Origin of the sequence: Actinoplanes octamycinicus (genome assembly GCF_014205225.1) — a bacterium.
Taxonomy (GTDB): domain Bacteria; phylum Actinomycetota; class Actinomycetes; order Mycobacteriales; family Micromonosporaceae; genus Actinoplanes; species Actinoplanes octamycinicus.
Map to the genome: position 1 here is coordinate 5,892,814 of NZ_JACHNB010000001.1, position 15,993 is coordinate 5,908,806.

Below are 15,993 nucleotides of genomic sequence, written 5' to 3' on the forward strand. Positions count from 1 at the left end.
CCGGACCCGGAGTCGGCGTTTCCCGCGTTCCGTGCGCGCGGTAGTCTCCCCGGGCGCCGATCAGAGGGCAGCGGGGGAGAGCAACGCGATGTACAGCAGCGGCACCGGGCTGGACCCGGCAGGCGGTCGTCCGGCGGAATGGGATCCGGACCTGGAGCGCGGCCCGCGCAGCGATCTCAGCGGGTTCGCGGTCGCCTCGCTGGTCTTCGGCCTGATCGGCGGCCTGCTGCTGGGCCCGCTGCTCGGCGTCGCCGCGCTCGTGAAGATCAAGCAGACCGGGCAGCGGGGCAAGGGCCTGGCGATCGCCGGCCTGGTGCTCAGCGGCGTCTGGGTGCTGGTGCTCGCCGTCGTCGTCGGCGTCAACAAGTACGTGGTGAACCGCGCCGAGGACGTGGTCGCGCTGCAGATCGGACAGTGCTTCGACCTGCCGTCGACCGGCCCGGAGGACGTGTTCCCCGGGCCGATCACGACGCTCCCGTGCACCCAGCCGCACCGGGCCGAGATGGTCGGCTGGGCGAGCCCGGTCGAGGGCCGGGGGACGGCCGGCGACTACCCGGGTGTCGCGGCTCTCGTCCAGCGCGCCGAGACCGGCTGCGCCACGATCAGCCGCAACTACGTCCTGGACCCGGTGTCCCTGCCGGCCGGCGTCCGCCCGCGCTGGTACATCCCGCGGGCCGCGGAATGGGCGCGAGGTAGCTACGGCATCACCTGCTTCCTCGCGACGGACGGCGCGCCGGTGAGCCGCCCGCTCCGCGAGGACGCCTCGATCGTGAACCGGGACCAGCTGACCTTCCTGCTGGCGATCCGGGACTGCGCCGAGTCGACGGCGAAGGTCGAGGCACTGCTCGCCGGCGGACCCGCGGCCGAGCTGCGCAGCGCGACGAAGCAGACCGCCGAGGCGTGGTCGACCATGTGGCTCAAACTGCGGGCGGGCGCGTGGCCGGCCGAGGCGCAACCGGCCATCATCCAGTGGATTGCCGACGTCGACGCCGCGCAGCCGCTCTGGCAGGAGGCCGCCGCCGCGACCAGTGACCGGGACCTGCGCGACAAGGTCCGGCGAGCGCAGCAGCGCAGCGGCGCCGACCACCTGCTCGCGGTACGCCGCGCGCTGGGCCTGTCCACCACGCGGGGCGAGCCGCTGCCCCACCGGTAGGAACGGTGCCCGGGGCAGGGCGCCGCGGCCGTACCGTCAAGCGTCTTGCGATCTCGGCCGTCGCCTGCCTGCGGCCGGCCGGGTCAGGCGCCCGATCCCGCCGCGACCGGCTCGCGCTGGGCGCGGAACTCGGTGCCGGCGATCAGCTCGGAGACGAAGCCGTCCGGGCCGACCGGCCGGTCCCCGATCAGGGTGACCCGGTGCAGGGTGCGCTGCACGTCCAGGTGGTCGAGGTCCTCCGGGGCCAGGTGGGCGGTGGCCCGGTTGTCCCAGAAGGCGATGTCGCCCGGCTGCCAGCGGAACCGCACGGTGTACGCCGGGCGGGCGATCTGTGCGAACAGCAGGTCGAGGATCTGCCGGCTCTCGGCCGCGGACAGATCCAGGATCTTGGTGGTGAAGCCCGGGTTCACGAACAGCGCGCGCTCCCCGGTCTCCGGGTGCACGCGCACCACCGGGTGCACCGCGACCAGCAGGTTCTTGCTGATCCGGTCCTGGTAGCCGCCCAGGTCGCTGGCGTCCACGCCGGCCAGGAAGCGGTGCTCGGCGCGCAGTCCGTCGACGAACCGGCGCAGCGGCTCGGACAGCCCCTCGTAGGCGGCGACCAGGTTGCTCCAGGTGGTGTCGCCGCCGAAGCTGGGGACCACCTCGGCGCGCAGGATCGACGCGGCCGGCGGGTTCACCGCGGCGGTGACGTCGGTGTGCCAGCCCGCGTAGTAGCTGTACTGCCGGCGGCTCTGCTGTTTGCGGTCGATCCCGTACTGCTCCTCGTAGCGGCGCGGGTCGATGGTGAGGATCTCCGGGGCCTCCGCCGGGGCGGCGTCCTCGTGCGGGTGGGCGTGGGTGAGGTCGCCGAACTGGCGGGCGAAGGCGATCTGCTGGGCGTGGTCGAGGTGCTGGCCGCGGAAGAAGACGACCTTGTGGATGTGCAGGGCGTCGCGGATCGCGGCGACGTCGTCGGTGCCGAGCGGCGCGGACAGGTCGACCCCGGAGATCTCGGCGCCGATCCGGCCGGCCACGCGATCGATCTTGATGCTGGACATGAGCGGGTTCCTCTCGTCGGGCGTGCCTCCGATCAAATATCCGCATCTCCTATATGTCAACTAGGATATTGGGAGCCGTAACGAGCTGTCATGAGTCCGTAACGGGTCCGGTTGACCTCAAGCCGGGTTCAAGGGTGACGATGCGGGGATGCGGATTCGACGGATCTCCTGGCTCGGCGTGAAGACCGACTCCTATCAGGAGACACGGGACTTCTTCGCGGACGTCGCCGGGCTGGACGTGGCGTACGAGAAACCCGATTTTGCGGTCTTCCGGATGGCGGACGGGGACCTTCTCGAGGTGTTCGGGCCGGACGCGGACGACCCGCCCGAGCAGTTCGCCGCCGAGAAGGTGGTGGCCGGCCTGCTCGTCGACGACATCGACGAGGCCACCGCGACGCTGCGCGCGGCCGGGATCGAGCTGCTCGGCCCGCAGCAGTCCGGCAGCGACGGCTACCGCTGGCAGCACTTCCGGCTCCCGGACGGCAAGGTCTTCGAGCTGTCCACCGGCCCCGGTGCGGACTGACCCCGGTCAGCCGTGCCGGGGCAGCGACGCCTCCACCCGCAGGCCGGTCGGTGCCAGCTGCCGGGCCCGGACCGTACCGCCCAGGTCGGCGAGCCGCTGCCGGACCACCCACAACCCGAGACCGTGCTCGTCGGCCGGCGCGGTCCGGCGGCGCAGGGCGGTGCGCAGCCCGGTGGTCATCCGACCCTGATCGGTGACGGCCAGCCGCAGCTGCCGAGCCCGTACCACGGCGCGCAGCCGGATCGGACCGGGCGCGTGCCGGACCGCGTTGCCGACCAGGTTGATCAGGATCTGCTTGGTGTGATGCGGGTGCACCGGCCAGCGCAGGGCGGCTCGGCTGGCGGTCACCGCGAGCGCCCCGGGCGGGGCGGTGACCCACACCGCGGGCAAGATGTCGTGCAGCGGCACCGGCGCGGCCTGGCCGTCGGTCAGGCCCAGCGCCGCCTCCGCGGCGTCCCCGAGGACCGCCTCGGCGTAGACGACGTGCTCGGTGGCCAGGCTGAGCAGTTGCTCGCGGCGCGGACCGGGCGGCGTGGACTCCAGCGCCCGCAGCAGGCCGCGCAGCGTCGCCATCGGCGGGCGCAGCTCGTGACACAGGCTGCGGGTCAGGACCAGCCCGGGTTCGATCGGCCGGCGTCGAAGACTCAGGCGCATGCCGGCCCCGGATCGGGGCAACCGGCCGGCATGCGCACCGGGATCCGGGTGGTTGTCATCGACGACCACCACCTTTTCGTACGAGGCCTGGAACTGTTGCTGCCCGAGGTCAGCGACGGCCGGGCCGCCGTGGTGGCGAGTACCGGCGACGCCGCGTACGCGGCCAGCGTCGCCCGCCACGCGGTGCCCGACCTGGTGCTCGTCGACCTGCACATGCCGGCGCCGGGCGGGGTCCGGGCGATCGGCGCGGTACGCCGGGCCGCGCCCCGCGCCCGGGTGCTCGCGATGTCCGGCGACGACGACCCGGCGATCGCGATCGAGGCGCTGCGCGGCGGCGCCACCGGCTTCCTGCCCAAGAGCAGCGACCCGGCGGACCTGCTGCAGCCCCTGCTGGCCGCGGTCGACGGCTGGGCGGTGCTGCCCGACCAGCTGCTCGCCGTCCTGACCGAGCAGACCCGCCGGACCGCCGCGCACCCGGCCGCGACCCTGTCCGAACCGGACCGTGAGCTGCTCCGGCTGATCGCCGGCGGTTCGTCGACCGTGGAGATGGCCGCCACCCTGCACGTGTCGGAGCGGACGGTCAAGCGGCTGACCGCGGGCCTGCTGCGCAAGCTGCACGTGGCCAGCCGTGCCGAGGCCGCCGCGGTGGCCGGGCAGGCGGGTCTGCTGTAGGTCGCCATGCGGTCCGGATGCCCGGTTTCCCCCGGCTCAACCGGCTGTCCTGACGATCAGGAAGACGTCCAACGCGATGATCAGCACGGCCGCCGCGGAGGCGGCCGTCGTGGTGACCCGCCGGTTGACATGGGCGCCGAGCAGGTCCCGGCGAGTGGTCAGCCAGATCAGGGGCACCAGCGCGAACGGCACGCCGAACGAGAGCATCACCTGCGACCAGACCAGGGCCTCGGTCGGGTCGGCGCCGAGCAGCAGGACGACCATCGCCGGGGCCATGGTGACCAGGCGGCGCGCCACCAGCGGGATGCCGCGGCCGAGGAAACCCTGCATCACCACCTGCCCGGCGTAGGTCCCCACACTGGACGACGCGAGACCGGAGGCGAGCAGCGCGATCGCGAACGCCAGCGCGGCGTGACCGTCCAGCACCGTGGCGAGGCCGGTGTGGATGCCCTCCAGCGTGCCGGTGTCACCACCCGCCGAGCCGGCGAACAGCTGGGCGGCGATCACCAGCATCGCCAGGTTGACCAGCCCGGCCGCGCCGAGCGCCAGCAGCGTGTCGGTGCGCTGGCAGCGCAGCGCCGGCCGGAGCCGGCCCGGCTCGGCGGCCGCGCCGGCCCGGGACGTGGTCAGCGCCGAGTGCAGATAGATCACGTGCGGCATCACGGTGGCGCCGAGAATGCCGGTGGCCAGCAGCAGGCTCTCCGACCCGGCGAACGACGGGACCAGCCCGCCGGCCAGTGCGCCGGGATCGGCGCCGGCGCGCAGGCTGGTGTAGAGGAAGCCGAGCAGGATCACCCCGAGCAGCGCGCCGATCGCCGCCTCGAACCGGCGCACCCCACGCCGGTGCAGCTCCAGCAGAGCGAACGCCACGACGCAGGTGATCAGACCACCGACCGGCAGCGGGACACCGAAGAGCAGGCGCAGGGCCAGCGCGCCGCCGATGATCTCGGCGAGGTCGGTGGCCATCGCGACCAGCTCGGCCTGTGCCCACAGGCCCCAGGTGACCGGCCGGGGCAGCCGTTCCCGGCACAGCTGCGCGAGGTTGCGGCCGGTGACCAGGCCGAGCTTCGCGGACAGCGACTGGATCAGCATGGCCACCAGATTGGCCGCCACGATCACCCAGACCAGCAGGTAGCCGTAACTGGCGCCGCCGGTGAAGTTGGTCGCGAAGTTTCCCGGATCGGCGTAGGCGATCGCGGCGACGAAGGCCGGGCCGAACCACGGCGCCGCCCGTCGCGCCCGGGCCAGCGGAACGGTCAGATCGAGAACCACCATGCCCGGCCGATTCCCCGCCCGGCGCGGCCCGCCCGGGCCCGGGATGACCCCATCGGGTCGCCGCCCCGGGTAGTCCGGTTCAGGTACGCAGTCCCCTTGAGAGGAGCACGACGTCATGTTCAAGCACGTCGACTACCTGCAGTTCCAGGCCAAGCCGGAGAAGCCGGACGCGTTCTTCGCCGCCAAGCTGCAGGAGCTGGTCGGTGGCCAGTTCGGTGAGATGACGGTGATGATGCAGTACCTGTGGCAGGGCTGGTCGTGCCGGGTGCCGGGCAAGTACAAAGACATGATCATGGACATCGCGACCGAGGAGATCGGCCACGTCGAGATGCTCACCACCATGCTGGCTCGCCTGCTGGAGGGCGCCCCGGCCGAGGCCACCGAGAAGGCGGCGGCCGCGAACCCGCTGCTGGCCGCGGTGCTCGGCGGGCAGAATCCGCAGCACGCGATCGTCACCGGCGGCGGCCCGATGCCGACCAACAGCCAGGGCGTCCCGTGGAACGCCGGGTACATCGTGGCGAGCGGCAACCTGCTCGCCGACTTCCGGTCCAACGTGGCGGCGGAGGCGCAGAGCCGGCTGCAGACCAGCCGGATCTATAACATGACCGACGACCGCGGGGTCAAGGACATGCTGCAGTTCAACCTGGCCCGGGACACCTACCACCAGCAGCAGTGGCTGCTCGGCATCGAGCAGCTGATCGAGGACGGCTTCACCGAGAACGGCATCGAGGACTCCAACGCCGAGCACGAGCACCCCGAGGCCAACCACACGTTCTACAGCTTCGACCCGGAAAGCACGGCGGGCGAGGGCCGGTGGGCGCGCGGGCCGGCGCTCAACGGCAAGGACGAGATCATCTATGTGCCGGACGCGCAGCCGCTGACCGACGACCGGCCGCTCGGACCGGCGCCGGACCCGAAACTGTTCGTCACCTACGACGGGTCGATGGGCAAGGGCAAACCGGGAACCGGGGCGGGCGCGCACGCCCAGGGAGTGGCGAACGTGGTCAACAAGGTCAAGGGCGTCTTCGAGTAGGTCGCCCGCCGAGGGCCCGATGCCCGGATCATCCTTCGAGCATCGGGCCCAGGCCGGCGATCGTGGCGATCCGGCGGACGAACGAACTCATCCCGGCCGCGGTGACCGTGACGCCACGGACCCGGCCGGCCTCGTAGACCGCCAGCAGCACCCGCACCCCGGCGGCGTCGAGCAGCGGCACCTCGTCCAGCCGCACGGTGACCCGGTTGCCGGCCGGCTGCCGGCGGATCAGCTCCAGCAGCCGGGTGCTCAGCCGGTCCGCGTTGTCCCGGTCCACCTCGCCGGCCACGGTGATCTCCAGCTCGCCGCCCGGGTGCAGTGCCGCGGTCACCCGGAACGGCTCCTCCAGCTCGTCGGCCCCGACCGGCCAGCGCGGCACCTGGTCGGTCAGCAGGCCCTCGCGCATCCAGCACAGCACCCGGGACAGGATCCGCGACACCTGCATCTGCGAGACGCCCAGCTCGGCGGCGATCTGCGCCTGGGTCCGGCCGCCGTAGAAGGTGGTCAGCACGACGCGCCGCTCGCGCTCCGGCAGCCGGGCGAGCAGGGTGGCCACGGTGAGCCGGTCGGCGGCGCTCTCCAACTCGCCGTCCGGCTCACCGATCACGTCACTGAGCTGCACCTCGCCCTCGCCGATCGGCCTGCTGAAGGAGATCGGCCGGAAGGCGGCCGACGCGGTCCGGACCCGGTCGACCTGCTCGACCGCCATCCCGGCCGCGGCCGCGATCTCGGCGTCGGCCGGCCGGCGTCCCCACCGGCGGGTCAGCTCGGCGTCGGTCTGCGTGACCAGCAGCACCAGCTCCTGCATCCGGCGCGGCACGTGCAGGCCCCAGGCGTGGTCGCGCAGGTGCCGTTTCAGCTCGCCGAGGATCGTGTTGACCGCGTACGCGGTGAACGAGCCGCGCTCCGGGTTGTACCGGTCGACGGCCTTGACCAGCCCCAGCCGGGCCACCTGCTCCAGATCGGCGAGCGGCTCGGCGCCACCGCGGTACCGCCGGGCCAGGCGCTCGGCCAGCGGCAGAGCGGTGCGGATCATGTCGTCGCGCAGCCGGGCGGCGCGCCGGTGGTCCGATCCCCGGTGCTGCCGGGCGTACTCCTCGGCGATCGCGTCGAAGTCCTCCCGGACCGGGTCCGTCGTCTCCGCCCGCTGCTTCGCCATGAGCACGCGAATGCCCTGAACCGGACGCGGCAAACAGCGGGTATCGATCAGGGGCGAGCCGTGCGGCGGCCGCGGATCCGATCACGCAGCAGGGGAGCGGCCCAGACCAGCGTCACCCCGAGAGCCGCCCGGCCGCTGGCGGCGCCCGGCTCGGCGAGCAGCAGCAACGCGGTGAGCCACAGCAGGACGAAGAACATGCGGGCGGCGGAATCAAGGCTCATGGGGGTGGACTGCCCGCCCGTGCCGGTCCCTCGGGGCCGCGGGTGGCCCGCCGGGGACAACGGTCAGGCGGACAGCCCGCGATCCAGGAAGCCGATCATCCACGCGAAGCTCTCGTCGACGTCGGTGTCCAGCTGGAAGCCGCCGGCCGACTCGATCACCGCGAAACCGTGGAACAGGCTGCGCAGCATCCGCATCGCGTGCACGGTGTCGGCCGGGTCCAGCGGGTAGCCGCTGAGCACCGCCCGCAGCGAGTCCAGCACCCGGTCGCCGGCCGCCACCACCGGATCGTCCGGCGAGTCGGCGTCGAAGCGGATCGTGGTGGCGTACCGCCCCGGGTGCTCGACGACGTAACGCCGGATGGTCCGGGCGGCCGCCGCCAGCGCGTCCCGCCCGGCCCGGCCCTGCAGCGCGTCGCGCAGCGCGTCGCCGAGCTCGGTCAGGGCCAGCACGGCGATCCGCCGGGTCAGGTCGGCCTGGCTGCTGATGTGCTTGTAGAGCGACGGCGCCCGGATCCCGAGCCGCTCGGCGAGCAGCCCCATCGTCACGTTGGCCAGCCCGATCTCGTCGGCCAGGTCGGCGGCGGCGGTGACCACGGCCACCGGGTCCAGCCCCGCCCTAGGCATCGGCGTGCGCCTTGAGGAACGGCAGGAGCAGCGCCACCGTCTCCTCCGGGAACTGGGTGTGCGGGTAGTGCCCGGCGCCCTCGATCACCTCGACCCGGCCGACCCCGGCCGGCATCGCCGCCACGATCGCCTCGCCCTCGGCGCGCGGATCGGCCCAGTCCGGGTCCAGCGAACCCTCGATGATCAGCGCGGGCTGCCGCACCTTGCCCAGCTCGGCCCCGGCGTCGGCGGGCGTCGACTTGCCCATGCCCTGCAACGCCTTCATCCGGCCGGGCTCGCCGAGCATGACGGCGATGTCGTGCAGCTGCGCGTCCCAGTCGGCCGGCTTGCGCCCCGGGAACGCCACGTCGAGATACCTGTGCCACCACTTCACGCTGCCCAGGATGCCGGTCAGCAGCCGCGTCATCCCGCTCCGGAACCGCTTCACCCGCAGGTCGCCCAGCGAGACCGACTGCGCGCGGGTGAACGGCGCCAGCTCCACCACCGCGCTGACCAGCTCGGGCGCCCGGGCCGCCGCGATCGTCGCCGCCCCACCGGAGATCGAGTGCCCGACCAGCACGGCCGGGCCGCCGAGGTGCCGGATCAGCGCGATCAGGTCACCGGCGATGTCGGTGCGGGTGTAGGACGGCCACTGCGCGCTCGACTCCCCGGCCCCGCGGAGGTCCGTCACCGCCACCCGGTAACCGGCCGCCACCAGCCGCGGCACGACGAACCGGTAGGCCGACCGCCCGTTGCCCATCCCGGGCGCCAGCACCACCAGCGGCCCGCTGCCACTGACCTGGTAGGCGATCGTGCCACCGTCGACGGCGAGCATCTCGGTCATCTTCACTCCTTGGCTAATGTCGTTAGCTATAAGCTAATGCCATTAGCTTTACCCGTCAACCCCACCGCCTGTCCGCCCACTCACGGCCCGCTCCGGCCCGCGGCCGCCGCTTTCCGGTACGACCGCCCCGCCCGACCGTCCCCACGCGACGGCCCAGGCCATGGCGCGCCCGGCGGGCATCCAGCGGCGGGCGATGCCCGGTTCACGCCTCGCTGTCCGCGGAGCGCTCGGTCGATCGGGGCAGTCGTGCGCAGCGAGATCCCGGGGCGGCTCAGGTCGTACCGGAAACTGGTCTGACCCGGTGCGGCCGCGGTCCGGAAGCGGGGCGTGGAGGGCGATGCCGAAGGCGAGACGGATTTTTGTGGTCACCCGTCCGGGACCGCGTTGGTGCAGGCCGGGTCCAGGCTGTGGCAGGGTGGCGCGATGGCGCGGCGGGTGCTCGGTGACCGATATGAGCTGCATTCATTGCTGGGCCGGGGTGGCATGGCGGAGGTGTGGGAGGGGGTCGATCGGCGGCTCGGGCGGGCGGTCGCGGTCAAGGTGATGCGGCGGGTGGAGGACGCCGACTCGTCGTTGCCGGCGCGGTTCGACCGGGAGGCGCGGACCGTGGCCGGGCTGTCCCACCCGAACATCGTGCCGGTGCACGACGTCGGCGCCCACGACGGCGTGCCGTTCCTGGTCATGGAGCTGGTCGACGGGGACAGCCTGGCCGACCTGCTGGAGCTGCACGGGCGGCTGCCGATCGGCGAGGCGGTCCGGGTGGCGATCCAGGTGTGCGCGGCGCTGGAGGCGGCGGCCGCGGCCGGGGTGGTGCACCGGGACCTGAAACCGGCCAACATCCTGATCACCGACGCCGGGCTGGTGAAGGTCTGCGATTTCGGGCTGGCCCGCCGGGCCGGGGCCGCGCAGGCCGAGCTGACCGGGATCGCGCAGATGATCGGCACCAGCACCTACATGGCGCCGGAGCAGGTCACCGGCAGCCCGATCGACGCCCGCACCGACCTGTACGGCCTGGGCTGCGTGCTCTACGCCATGGTCACCGGCCAGCCGCCGTTCGTCGGCGACACCGCCATGGAGATCGCCTGGAAGCACGTGGAGAACAGCCTGGAGCCCGCCTCCCGGCACCGCCCGGACCTGCCCGCCGACCTGGACCGGCTGCTCGGCGCGCTGCTGGCGAAGTACCCGGCGGACCGGCCGGCCGGGCCTCGCGAGGTGCGCGCCGCCCTGGAGAGCCTGACCGTGGCGCCGGTCGCCGTCGCCGGCCGGGCGCAGCCGTGGTTCCGGCTCGCCGGTCTCGCCGTCGTGGTCACGATCGGCATCGGCGGGCTGGTCGCGCTGCTGCCACCGGAGGCTCCGGAGATGAGCAGCCCGCTGCCGCTGCCGTCCTTCGCGCCCCCGCCCACGGCCCCGTCGTCGTCGCCGCCCACGACCCGGCCGTCGAGGACGCCGAGCCGCCCGGCGCCGGCCGCCGCCCGGCCCGCCCCGGTCGCCGAGCAGTGCGATTTCCCGGGCCGGGGCCGGCCGGCCGGTAACCCTCGGGCCGGCTGCCCGAAGGCGCGGGGCCAGCGGCAACGCTGATCATCCGGCGGAAACCGATCCGTGTTGACCGCCCGGATCCGGGTAGCCGATCGTCATGGGGGACGACATCCACGAATACCTGGCCCGGCACGCCGACGACCTGGTCCGCCAGCCGGCCGACCGGGTCGGCATCCCCTCGGTGGCCGGCCCGCCCGAGCGCGAGCCCGACCTGCTGCGCTCGGCGAACTGGCTGGCCGCCGCGCTGCGGGCGACCGGCTTCCCGTCGGTCGAGGTGTGGGCGGCGCCGGGCGCCTCGGACGCCAAGGGCCAGGTGCTCAGCCACGTCCGGGGGATCCGCGCGCACCTGGCCGCGACCGGCCGCGAGGCGCCGGCGGTCGACCTGCTCGACGAGCACCGTGACCGGCTCGGCGCCGACCTGGTGGTCTTCTCCGACACGATGACCTGGCACACCGACCACCCGGCCGTCTGCACCAGCCTGCGCGGCATGGTCAGCGCCCAGCTGGCCGACGCCGGGCGGGGGTGACCGCCATGCTCGCGCAGGCCCCCACGGTCGGGGTCGAGGAGGAGTTCCTCCTGCTCGACCCGGTCACCGGGGAGAACCTGCCGGTGGCCGAGCAGGTGCTGGGCGCGCTGCCGCCGGCCGCCCGCCGGCAGAGCAGCCTGGAGTTCCGGCGCAGCATGGTCGAGCTGGTCACCCCGGTCTGCGCCGGCCTGGACGAGGTGCGCGACGCGCTGACCGGGCTGCGGCACGCCGCCACCACGGCCGCCGAGCGGGCCGGCGCGCACCTGGTCGCGGTCGGCGCCACCCCGGTCGCCGAGCCGCAGCCGGCCGTCGCCGACGAACCGCGGTACCGGGCGATCGTCGAGCGCTACGGGCCGATCGCGCTGGACGCGGCGGTCTGCGGCTGCCACGTGCACGTCGGGGTCGCCGACCGGGAGCTGGCCGTGCGGGTCTGCAACCAGCTCCGGGTCTGGCTGCCCACGCTGCAGGCGCTGACCGCGAACTCGCCGTTCTACGCCGGGACGGACACCGGTTACGCCAGCTGGCGGTGCACCCAGCTGGAACGCTGGCCGAGCCTCGGGCCGACCCCGTACTTCGAGTCGGCCGAGGACTACGACCGTACCGTCGACGCTCTGATCGTCTCCGGAGTGATCCTGGACGCGGCGATGGTCTACTGGTACGCCCGGCCGTCGGCCCGCTATCCGACGGTCGAGGTGCGGGTGGCCGACGCCTGCCCCACCGTGGCCGACGCGGTGCTGCTCGCCGGACTGGTCCGGGCCCTGGTGGCGACCGCGATCGACCAGCTGCGCCACGACGCGCCGGAGCCGCCGATCCGGGACTGCCTGCTCACCGCGGCGCACTGGCACGCCGCGCACGACGGGCTCGGCGGCACCCTGATCGACCCGCGGACCGGCGCCGCCCGGCCGGCCTGGGACCTGGTCGACGAGCTGGTCACCACGGTGACGCCGGCGCTGCGCCGGCACGGCGACCTGGTGCGGGTCACCGCCGGGCTGGCCCGGCTGCGCCGGCAGGGGACCGGGGCGGCCCGGCAACGGCGCCTCTTCCAACGGGCCGCGAGCCTGCCCGAGCTGCTCAACACGCTCGCCGAGCACTAGCGCCTGTGCCGGGATCCGGCCGAGTGTGCGGCGCGGACCCCGGAACAGGTCTCAGCCCGGCTGCATCATCGGGCCCAGGCCGGCGCTGGTGGCCAGCCGGCGGACCAGCGGATTCACGCCGGTCGCGGTGACCAGCACACCGCGCGCGCAGGCGGCCTGGTAGACGGCGAGCAGCACGCGCACCCCGGCGGCGTCGAGCAGCGGGACCCGGCGCAGCCGGAGCACCACCCGCTGCCCGGGCGGCTGACGGCGGATCAGGTCGAGCAGGGTCGCCCGCAACAGCCCGGCGTTGTCCCGGTCGACCTCGCCGACCACCGTGATCTCCAGCGCGCGCCCCGGCCGCAGCGTGGCCCGCACGTCGAACGGCGCGCCGGCGGTGACCGGCCAGCGCGGCACCTGATCGGTCAGCAGCCCCTCGCGCAGCCAGGCCAGCGCCCGGGCCAGGGCGCGGGACACCTGCATCTGCGAGATGCCCAGCTCGGCGGCGACCTGGGTCTGCACCCGGCCGGCGAAGAAGATCGCCGACACGATGTGCCGCTCCCGGCCCGGCAGGCAGCTGATCAGGTCGGCGGCGGTGAGCCGGTCCGCGGCGTTCTCCACGGCCCGGTCCAGCTCGCCGAAGAGGTCGGCGAGCTGGGTGCCGGTCTCGCCGATCGGCATGTTCAGCGAGACCGGGTGGTAGGCGGCCGCGGACACCCGGATCCGGTCCAGCTCGCCCGGCGCCACCCCGGCCCGCTGCGCCAGCTGCGCGTCGGTCGGCGCCCGGCCCAGCTCCCGGGTCAGCGCCGCCTCGTGCCGGTGGAGCTCACGCACCGCGTCCTGCATCCGGCGCGGCACGTGCACGCCCCAGGAGTGGTCCCGCAGGTGCCGTTTCAGCTCGCCGAGCATGGTGTTGACGGCGTAGGCGGTGAACGACCCGAGCGCGGGATCGTACCGGTCGACGGCCTTGACCAGCCCCAGCCGCGCGACCTGCTCCAGGTCGGCGAGCGACTCGGCCCGGCTCCGGAACCGCCGCGCCACCCGCTCCGCCAGCGGCATCGCCGCCGCGATCATCTCGTCCCGCAGCCGCCGCGCCCGCTCCGGCCCACAGCCCTGCCGGGCCCGGCTCCACCCCTCGGCGAGCGCGTCGAAGTCGTCGCGTCCGGCGCTGTCGAGCCCCACAGCACTGTCGAGCCTCACGCTGCGCTGCTCCGGCATGCCCGGCCTCCGCGTCCTCGTCCGCCTCACCGAGAATGTCCGCTTCCCCGCCCGAAGGCCACCGCCACCACCCGGATTGACCACATTCCGGCAACTCGGAACCCCTACTCGGGTGAGGCCGGCCGTTGACCCGTGGTTACCGTCGCGACTCGCGCCGGACGCGTTGAACCTTTCCGGGCGGCTGTGCGTTCACTCGGGGGTGAACCGGAAACGGGTGGCCGGTCTGGACGGTCTGCGCGGGCTCTGCGCCCTCTACGTGATGTTGTTCCACTGCTGGGCGTACACGTTCCGCGGGTTCCCGCGCTATCGCGGGCCGGACTGGCTGAGCTGGCTCGGGTTCGGCCGGCTGTCCGTGGTGTTCTTCCTGGTGCTGTCCGGGTTCTCGCTGGCGCTGGTGGCCGCCCGCGACGACTGGCGGCTCGGCGGGCTGGCCCGGTACGCCCGGCGCCGCGCCTGGCGGATCCTGCCCGCCTACTGGGCCGCCCTGGCGTTCAGCCTGGTCGTCGCGTGGACCGTGGTGCGCCAGCCGTACTCCGCGGAGCCGACCGCCGGGTCCGTGCTGGTCTACACGCTGCTGCTGCAGGACCTGGTCACGGTGCCCACCCCGAACGGCGCGTTCTGGTCGATCGGCGTGGAGGCGCTGCTGTACGGCGTACTCCCCATTCTCTTGATCCTGTGCCGCCGGCTCGGCCCGGCGGCGATGCTGGCCGCCGTCACCGTGCCGGTGGTCGTGGTCGGCCTCGTGGTCTTCGACGGCTCGCCGCCGCAGGGCGACAACGGGCTGGCCCCGCACCTCGTGCCGGCCTTCGCGGCCGGGGTCCTGGCGGCCGGCGTGGTCGCGGCCGGTGACCGGCTCCGCCGCCTGCCGTGGGCCGGGCTGGCGCTGCTGGCCGCGGTCCCGGCCGGCGCCCTCATCCTGCACCAGGGCTCGCGCTGGATGGTCAAGCACTACTACTGGGTCGATCTGGCCGTCGTCCCGGCGATGACCCTGCTGCTGCTGGCGGTCGCGAGCGGCCGGCCCGCCGCGCTGACCCGGCTGCTCGACTCGGCGCCGTTGCGGCGGCTCGGCTCGTTCTCCTACAGCCTCTACCTGATCCACCTGCCGATCGTGGTCGCGATCGACCAGAAGCTGGTGGCGCCGCGACTGGGTCACGGGATGGCCGCGTTCACCGCCACGACCCTGCTCGCCGGGGGCCTTTCGCTGGTCGGCGCGTGGTTCTTCGCCAAGGCGTTCGAGTGGCCGTTCCGCTCCTGGGCGGAGGTGCGCGCCGCGCTCCGGCTGCCGGCCCCTGCCGACCGGCTGTGCCGCGAGGGACGCCACGATGGCAGCCGGCGCTGTTGCGACCAGGTGGTCCTCGGCCAGGTCTGACCGCACTTCGCGCTGCACGGCGACGGCCGGCGGTCGCGCTGCGCGGCGACGGCCGGCGGTCCCGCTGCGCGGTGACGGCCGGCGGTCCCGGTTCATCGGGACGGGTGGCGGTCCCGGTTCATCGGGACGGGCGGCGGCGGGCCGCCAGTGCGCCGGCCACGGCGAGGCCGGCGACGGCGGCTCCGGCGGGGCGCGTCCAGGAGCGCTTGCGGCCGCCGCTGACCGCTTCCGCTTCCGGTGGCAGGGGACCGAACACGTTGCCGTCGTGCGGCGCGACCGGCTCCCGGGACAGCCCGGCGATCCGCATCAGCGGGCCGACCAGCACGTCGTAGAGCGGCGGCGTCGCCACGAAACCGAACTGGATGAACCGGTTGGCGAGCCCGATGCTGACGGTGCCGCGCGGGCGGTGAGCGCACCGCACGATCGCGGCGGCCACCTTCTGCGGCGTGTCGATCGGCGGTGGCGGCCGGCCGATCCGGCCGGCGAAGTTCGCCGCGTTGCGGTAGACCGGCGTGTCCACCGAGCCCGGCGACACCAGGCAGATGTGGATGCCGGGCGCGTCCCGGGTCTCGATCCGCAGCGCGCGCACCAGCGCTCGCAGACCCCACTTGCTGGTCACATAGGAGCTGGTGTACGGCGTGACGACCGTCCCGAGCAGCGACCCGCCGAAGATCAGCGTCCCGCTCCGCTGCCGCCGGAAACACGCCAGCGCGACCCGGGCCACGTTCGCCGCGCCGAGCAGGTCGGTGGTGATCACCTGGTCGAACACCTCGGCCGGCACGTCCTCGAACCGCCCGTACGCCATCACCGCCGCGGTGTGCACCCAGACGTCCACCCGCCCGAACGCGTCCACCACCGCCTTGAGCGACTCCGCCTTGGTCACGTCCGCGACCACCACCCGGACCACGGCACCGAGCGCCCGGCACTCGGCCGCGACGTCCCGCAGCGCCCCCTCCGACCGCGACGCCAGCACCAGCGTCGCCCCGTCCCGCGCGAAGGCGAGCGCCGAAGCCCGCCCCACCCCACTCGATGCCCCGGTGACCGCCACGACTCCCACGGCGACCCAGTACCCACCGACACCCCCGCGAACCCAG

17 protein-coding genes are annotated in these 15,993 nt (G+C 73.9%); 8 read left to right on the plus strand and 9 right to left on the minus strand.

Features of this window, described 5'->3' with window-relative positions:
* Positions 1-88 precede the first annotated feature (88 nt).
* Positions 89-1,153, plus strand: a complete 1,065-nt coding sequence (locus BJY16_RS25860) for a DUF4190 domain-containing protein (RefSeq protein ID WP_185042155.1) — start codon at positions 89-91, stop codon at positions 1,151-1,153.
* An 83-nt stretch (positions 1,154-1,236) separates the two neighbouring features.
* Here the strand turns inward: BJY16_RS25860 and BJY16_RS25865 are convergent, their stop codons facing one another.
* The gene (locus BJY16_RS25865; protein ID WP_185042157.1) at positions 1,237-2,193 is read right to left on the minus strand and encodes a TauD/TfdA dioxygenase family protein; all 957 of its coding nucleotides are present in this window, start codon (positions 2,191-2,193) and stop codon (positions 1,237-1,239) included.
* Positions 2,194-2,341: 148 nt separating this feature from the next.
* On the opposite strand from BJY16_RS25865, the gene BJY16_RS25870 reads away from it, so the two are divergent.
* Entirely contained in the window at positions 2,342-2,716 is a 375-nt protein-coding gene (locus BJY16_RS25870; RefSeq protein WP_185042158.1) for a VOC family protein, read from the plus strand.
* Between the two features lie 6 nt (positions 2,717-2,722).
* Here BJY16_RS25870 and BJY16_RS25875 read toward each other — a convergent pair whose 3' ends face one another.
* A complete protein-coding gene (locus BJY16_RS25875; protein WP_239177058.1) occupies positions 2,723-3,370 on the minus strand; it encodes a sensor histidine kinase in 648 nt (215 codons plus the stop codon).
* Positions 3,371-3,400: 30 nt separating this feature from the next.
* Between BJY16_RS25875 and BJY16_RS25880 the strand changes: the two genes are divergently transcribed.
* The gene (locus BJY16_RS25880) at positions 3,401-4,042 is read left to right on the plus strand and encodes a response regulator (protein ID WP_185042159.1); all 642 of its coding nucleotides are present in this window, start codon (positions 3,401-3,403) and stop codon (positions 4,040-4,042) included.
* A 36-nt stretch (positions 4,043-4,078) separates the two neighbouring features.
* Here BJY16_RS25880 and BJY16_RS25885 read toward each other — a convergent pair whose 3' ends face one another.
* Positions 4,079-5,317, minus strand: coding sequence for an Nramp family divalent metal transporter (locus tag BJY16_RS25885; protein WP_185042160.1), 1,239 nt, complete (start codon positions 5,315-5,317; stop codon positions 4,079-4,081).
* A gap of 115 nt (positions 5,318-5,432) precedes the next feature.
* Between BJY16_RS25885 and BJY16_RS25890 the strand changes: the two genes are divergently transcribed.
* Complete coding sequence (locus BJY16_RS25890; RefSeq protein ID WP_185042162.1) at positions 5,433-6,350, plus strand: manganese catalase; 918 nt, start codon at positions 5,433-5,435, stop codon at positions 6,348-6,350.
* Positions 6,351-6,378: 28 nt separating this feature from the next.
* Here BJY16_RS25890 and BJY16_RS25895 read toward each other — a convergent pair whose 3' ends face one another.
* From BJY16_RS25895 to BJY16_RS25910, 4 genes are all read right to left on the minus strand, one after another.
* Entirely contained in the window at positions 6,379-7,509 is a 1,131-nt protein-coding gene (locus tag BJY16_RS25895) for a sigma-70 family RNA polymerase sigma factor (RefSeq protein WP_185042164.1), read from the minus strand.
* A 47-nt stretch (positions 7,510-7,556) separates the two neighbouring features.
* A complete protein-coding gene (locus tag BJY16_RS25900) occupies positions 7,557-7,730 on the minus strand; it encodes a hypothetical protein (protein WP_185042165.1) in 174 nt (57 codons plus the stop codon).
* A gap of 63 nt (positions 7,731-7,793) precedes the next feature.
* Positions 7,794-8,354 (minus strand): TetR/AcrR family transcriptional regulator, encoded by a 561-nt coding sequence (locus BJY16_RS25905; protein ID WP_185042167.1) that lies wholly within the window; start codon positions 8,352-8,354, stop codon positions 7,794-7,796.
* Positions 8,347-9,177 carry an alpha/beta fold hydrolase gene (locus BJY16_RS25910; RefSeq protein WP_185042168.1) on the minus strand — a complete coding sequence of 277 codons (831 nt, stop codon included), beginning with the start codon at positions 9,175-9,177 and terminating at the stop codon, positions 8,347-8,349. Before BJY16_RS25910 ends, BJY16_RS25905 begins: the two co-directional genes overlap by 8 nt.
* Positions 9,178-9,600: 423 nt before the next feature.
* Between BJY16_RS25910 and BJY16_RS25915 the strand changes: the two genes are divergently transcribed.
* Genes BJY16_RS25915 through BJY16_RS25925 form a run of 3 tightly spaced genes read left to right on the plus strand, consistent with a single transcriptional unit; the run spans position 9,601 to position 12,333 of the window.
* On the plus strand, positions 9,601-10,755 hold the full coding sequence (locus BJY16_RS25915) for a serine/threonine-protein kinase (protein ID WP_185042169.1): 1,155 nt from the start codon (positions 9,601-9,603) through the stop codon (positions 10,753-10,755).
* Between the two features lie 55 nt (positions 10,756-10,810).
* Entirely contained in the window at positions 10,811-11,239 is a 429-nt protein-coding gene (locus tag BJY16_RS25920) for a zinc-binding metallopeptidase family protein (protein ID WP_185042170.1), read from the plus strand.
* A 5-nt stretch (positions 11,240-11,244) separates the two neighbouring features.
* A complete protein-coding gene (locus tag BJY16_RS25925) occupies positions 11,245-12,333 on the plus strand; it encodes a carboxylate-amine ligase (protein WP_185042171.1) in 1,089 nt (362 codons plus the stop codon).
* A 51-nt stretch (positions 12,334-12,384) separates the two neighbouring features.
* On the opposite strand, the gene BJY16_RS25930 is transcribed toward BJY16_RS25925, so the two are convergent.
* Positions 12,385-13,512: a sigma-70 family RNA polymerase sigma factor gene (locus tag BJY16_RS25930; protein ID WP_185042172.1), complete on the minus strand. Its 1,128-nt coding sequence runs from the start codon at positions 13,510-13,512 to the stop codon at positions 12,385-12,387.
* Between the two features lie 217 nt (positions 13,513-13,729).
* Between BJY16_RS25930 and BJY16_RS25935 the strand changes: the two genes are divergently transcribed.
* Positions 13,730-14,899, plus strand: a complete 1,170-nt coding sequence (locus BJY16_RS25935; protein WP_203758936.1) for an acyltransferase family protein — start codon at positions 13,730-13,732, stop codon at positions 14,897-14,899.
* A gap of 118 nt (positions 14,900-15,017) precedes the next feature.
* Here BJY16_RS25935 and BJY16_RS25940 read toward each other — a convergent pair whose 3' ends face one another.
* Positions 15,018-15,956: an SDR family NAD(P)-dependent oxidoreductase gene (locus tag BJY16_RS25940; protein ID WP_185042174.1), complete on the minus strand. Its 939-nt coding sequence runs from the start codon at positions 15,954-15,956 to the stop codon at positions 15,018-15,020.
* Positions 15,957-15,993: the final 37 nt, after the last annotated feature.

What these genes read in the sequence shown, in the direction of transcription:
- BJY16_RS25885 (WP_185042160.1), bottom strand. Translation starts at nt 5,317, where the DNA reads ATGGTGGTTCTCGATCTGACCGTTCCGCTGGCCCGGGCGCGACGGGCG.
- BJY16_RS25905 (WP_185042167.1), bottom strand. Translation starts at nt 8,354, where the DNA reads ATGCCTAGGGCGGGGCTGGACCCGGTGGCCGTGGTCACCGCCGCCGCC.
- BJY16_RS25910 (WP_185042168.1), bottom strand. Translation starts at nt 9,177, where the DNA reads ATGACCGAGATGCTCGCCGTCGACGGTGGCACGATCGCCTACCAGGTC.
- BJY16_RS25875 (WP_239177058.1), bottom strand. Translation starts at nt 3,370, where the DNA reads ATGCGCCTGAGTCTTCGACGCCGGCCGATCGAACCCGGGCTGGTCCTG.
- BJY16_RS25915 (WP_185042169.1), top strand. Translation starts at nt 9,601, where the DNA reads ATGGCGCGGCGGGTGCTCGGTGACCGATATGAGCTGCATTCATTGCTG.
- BJY16_RS25895 (WP_185042164.1), bottom strand. Translation starts at nt 7,509, where the DNA reads ATGGCGAAGCAGCGGGCGGAGACGACGGACCCGGTCCGGGAGGACTTC.
- BJY16_RS25890 (WP_185042162.1), top strand. Translation starts at nt 5,433, where the DNA reads ATGTTCAAGCACGTCGACTACCTGCAGTTCCAGGCCAAGCCGGAGAAG.
- BJY16_RS25920 (WP_185042170.1), top strand. Translation starts at nt 10,811, where the DNA reads ATGGGGGACGACATCCACGAATACCTGGCCCGGCACGCCGACGACCTG.
- BJY16_RS25880 (WP_185042159.1), top strand. Translation starts at nt 3,401, where the DNA reads ATGCGCACCGGGATCCGGGTGGTTGTCATCGACGACCACCACCTTTTC.
- BJY16_RS25860 (WP_185042155.1), top strand. Translation starts at nt 89, where the DNA reads ATGTACAGCAGCGGCACCGGGCTGGACCCGGCAGGCGGTCGTCCGGCG.
- BJY16_RS25900 (WP_185042165.1), bottom strand. Translation starts at nt 7,730, where the DNA reads ATGAGCCTTGATTCCGCCGCCCGCATGTTCTTCGTCCTGCTGTGGCTC.
- BJY16_RS25870 (WP_185042158.1), top strand. Translation starts at nt 2,342, where the DNA reads ATGCGGATTCGACGGATCTCCTGGCTCGGCGTGAAGACCGACTCCTAT.
- BJY16_RS25865 (WP_185042157.1), bottom strand. Translation starts at nt 2,193, where the DNA reads ATGTCCAGCATCAAGATCGATCGCGTGGCCGGCCGGATCGGCGCCGAG.
- BJY16_RS25925 (WP_185042171.1), top strand. Translation starts at nt 11,245, where the DNA reads ATGCTCGCGCAGGCCCCCACGGTCGGGGTCGAGGAGGAGTTCCTCCTG.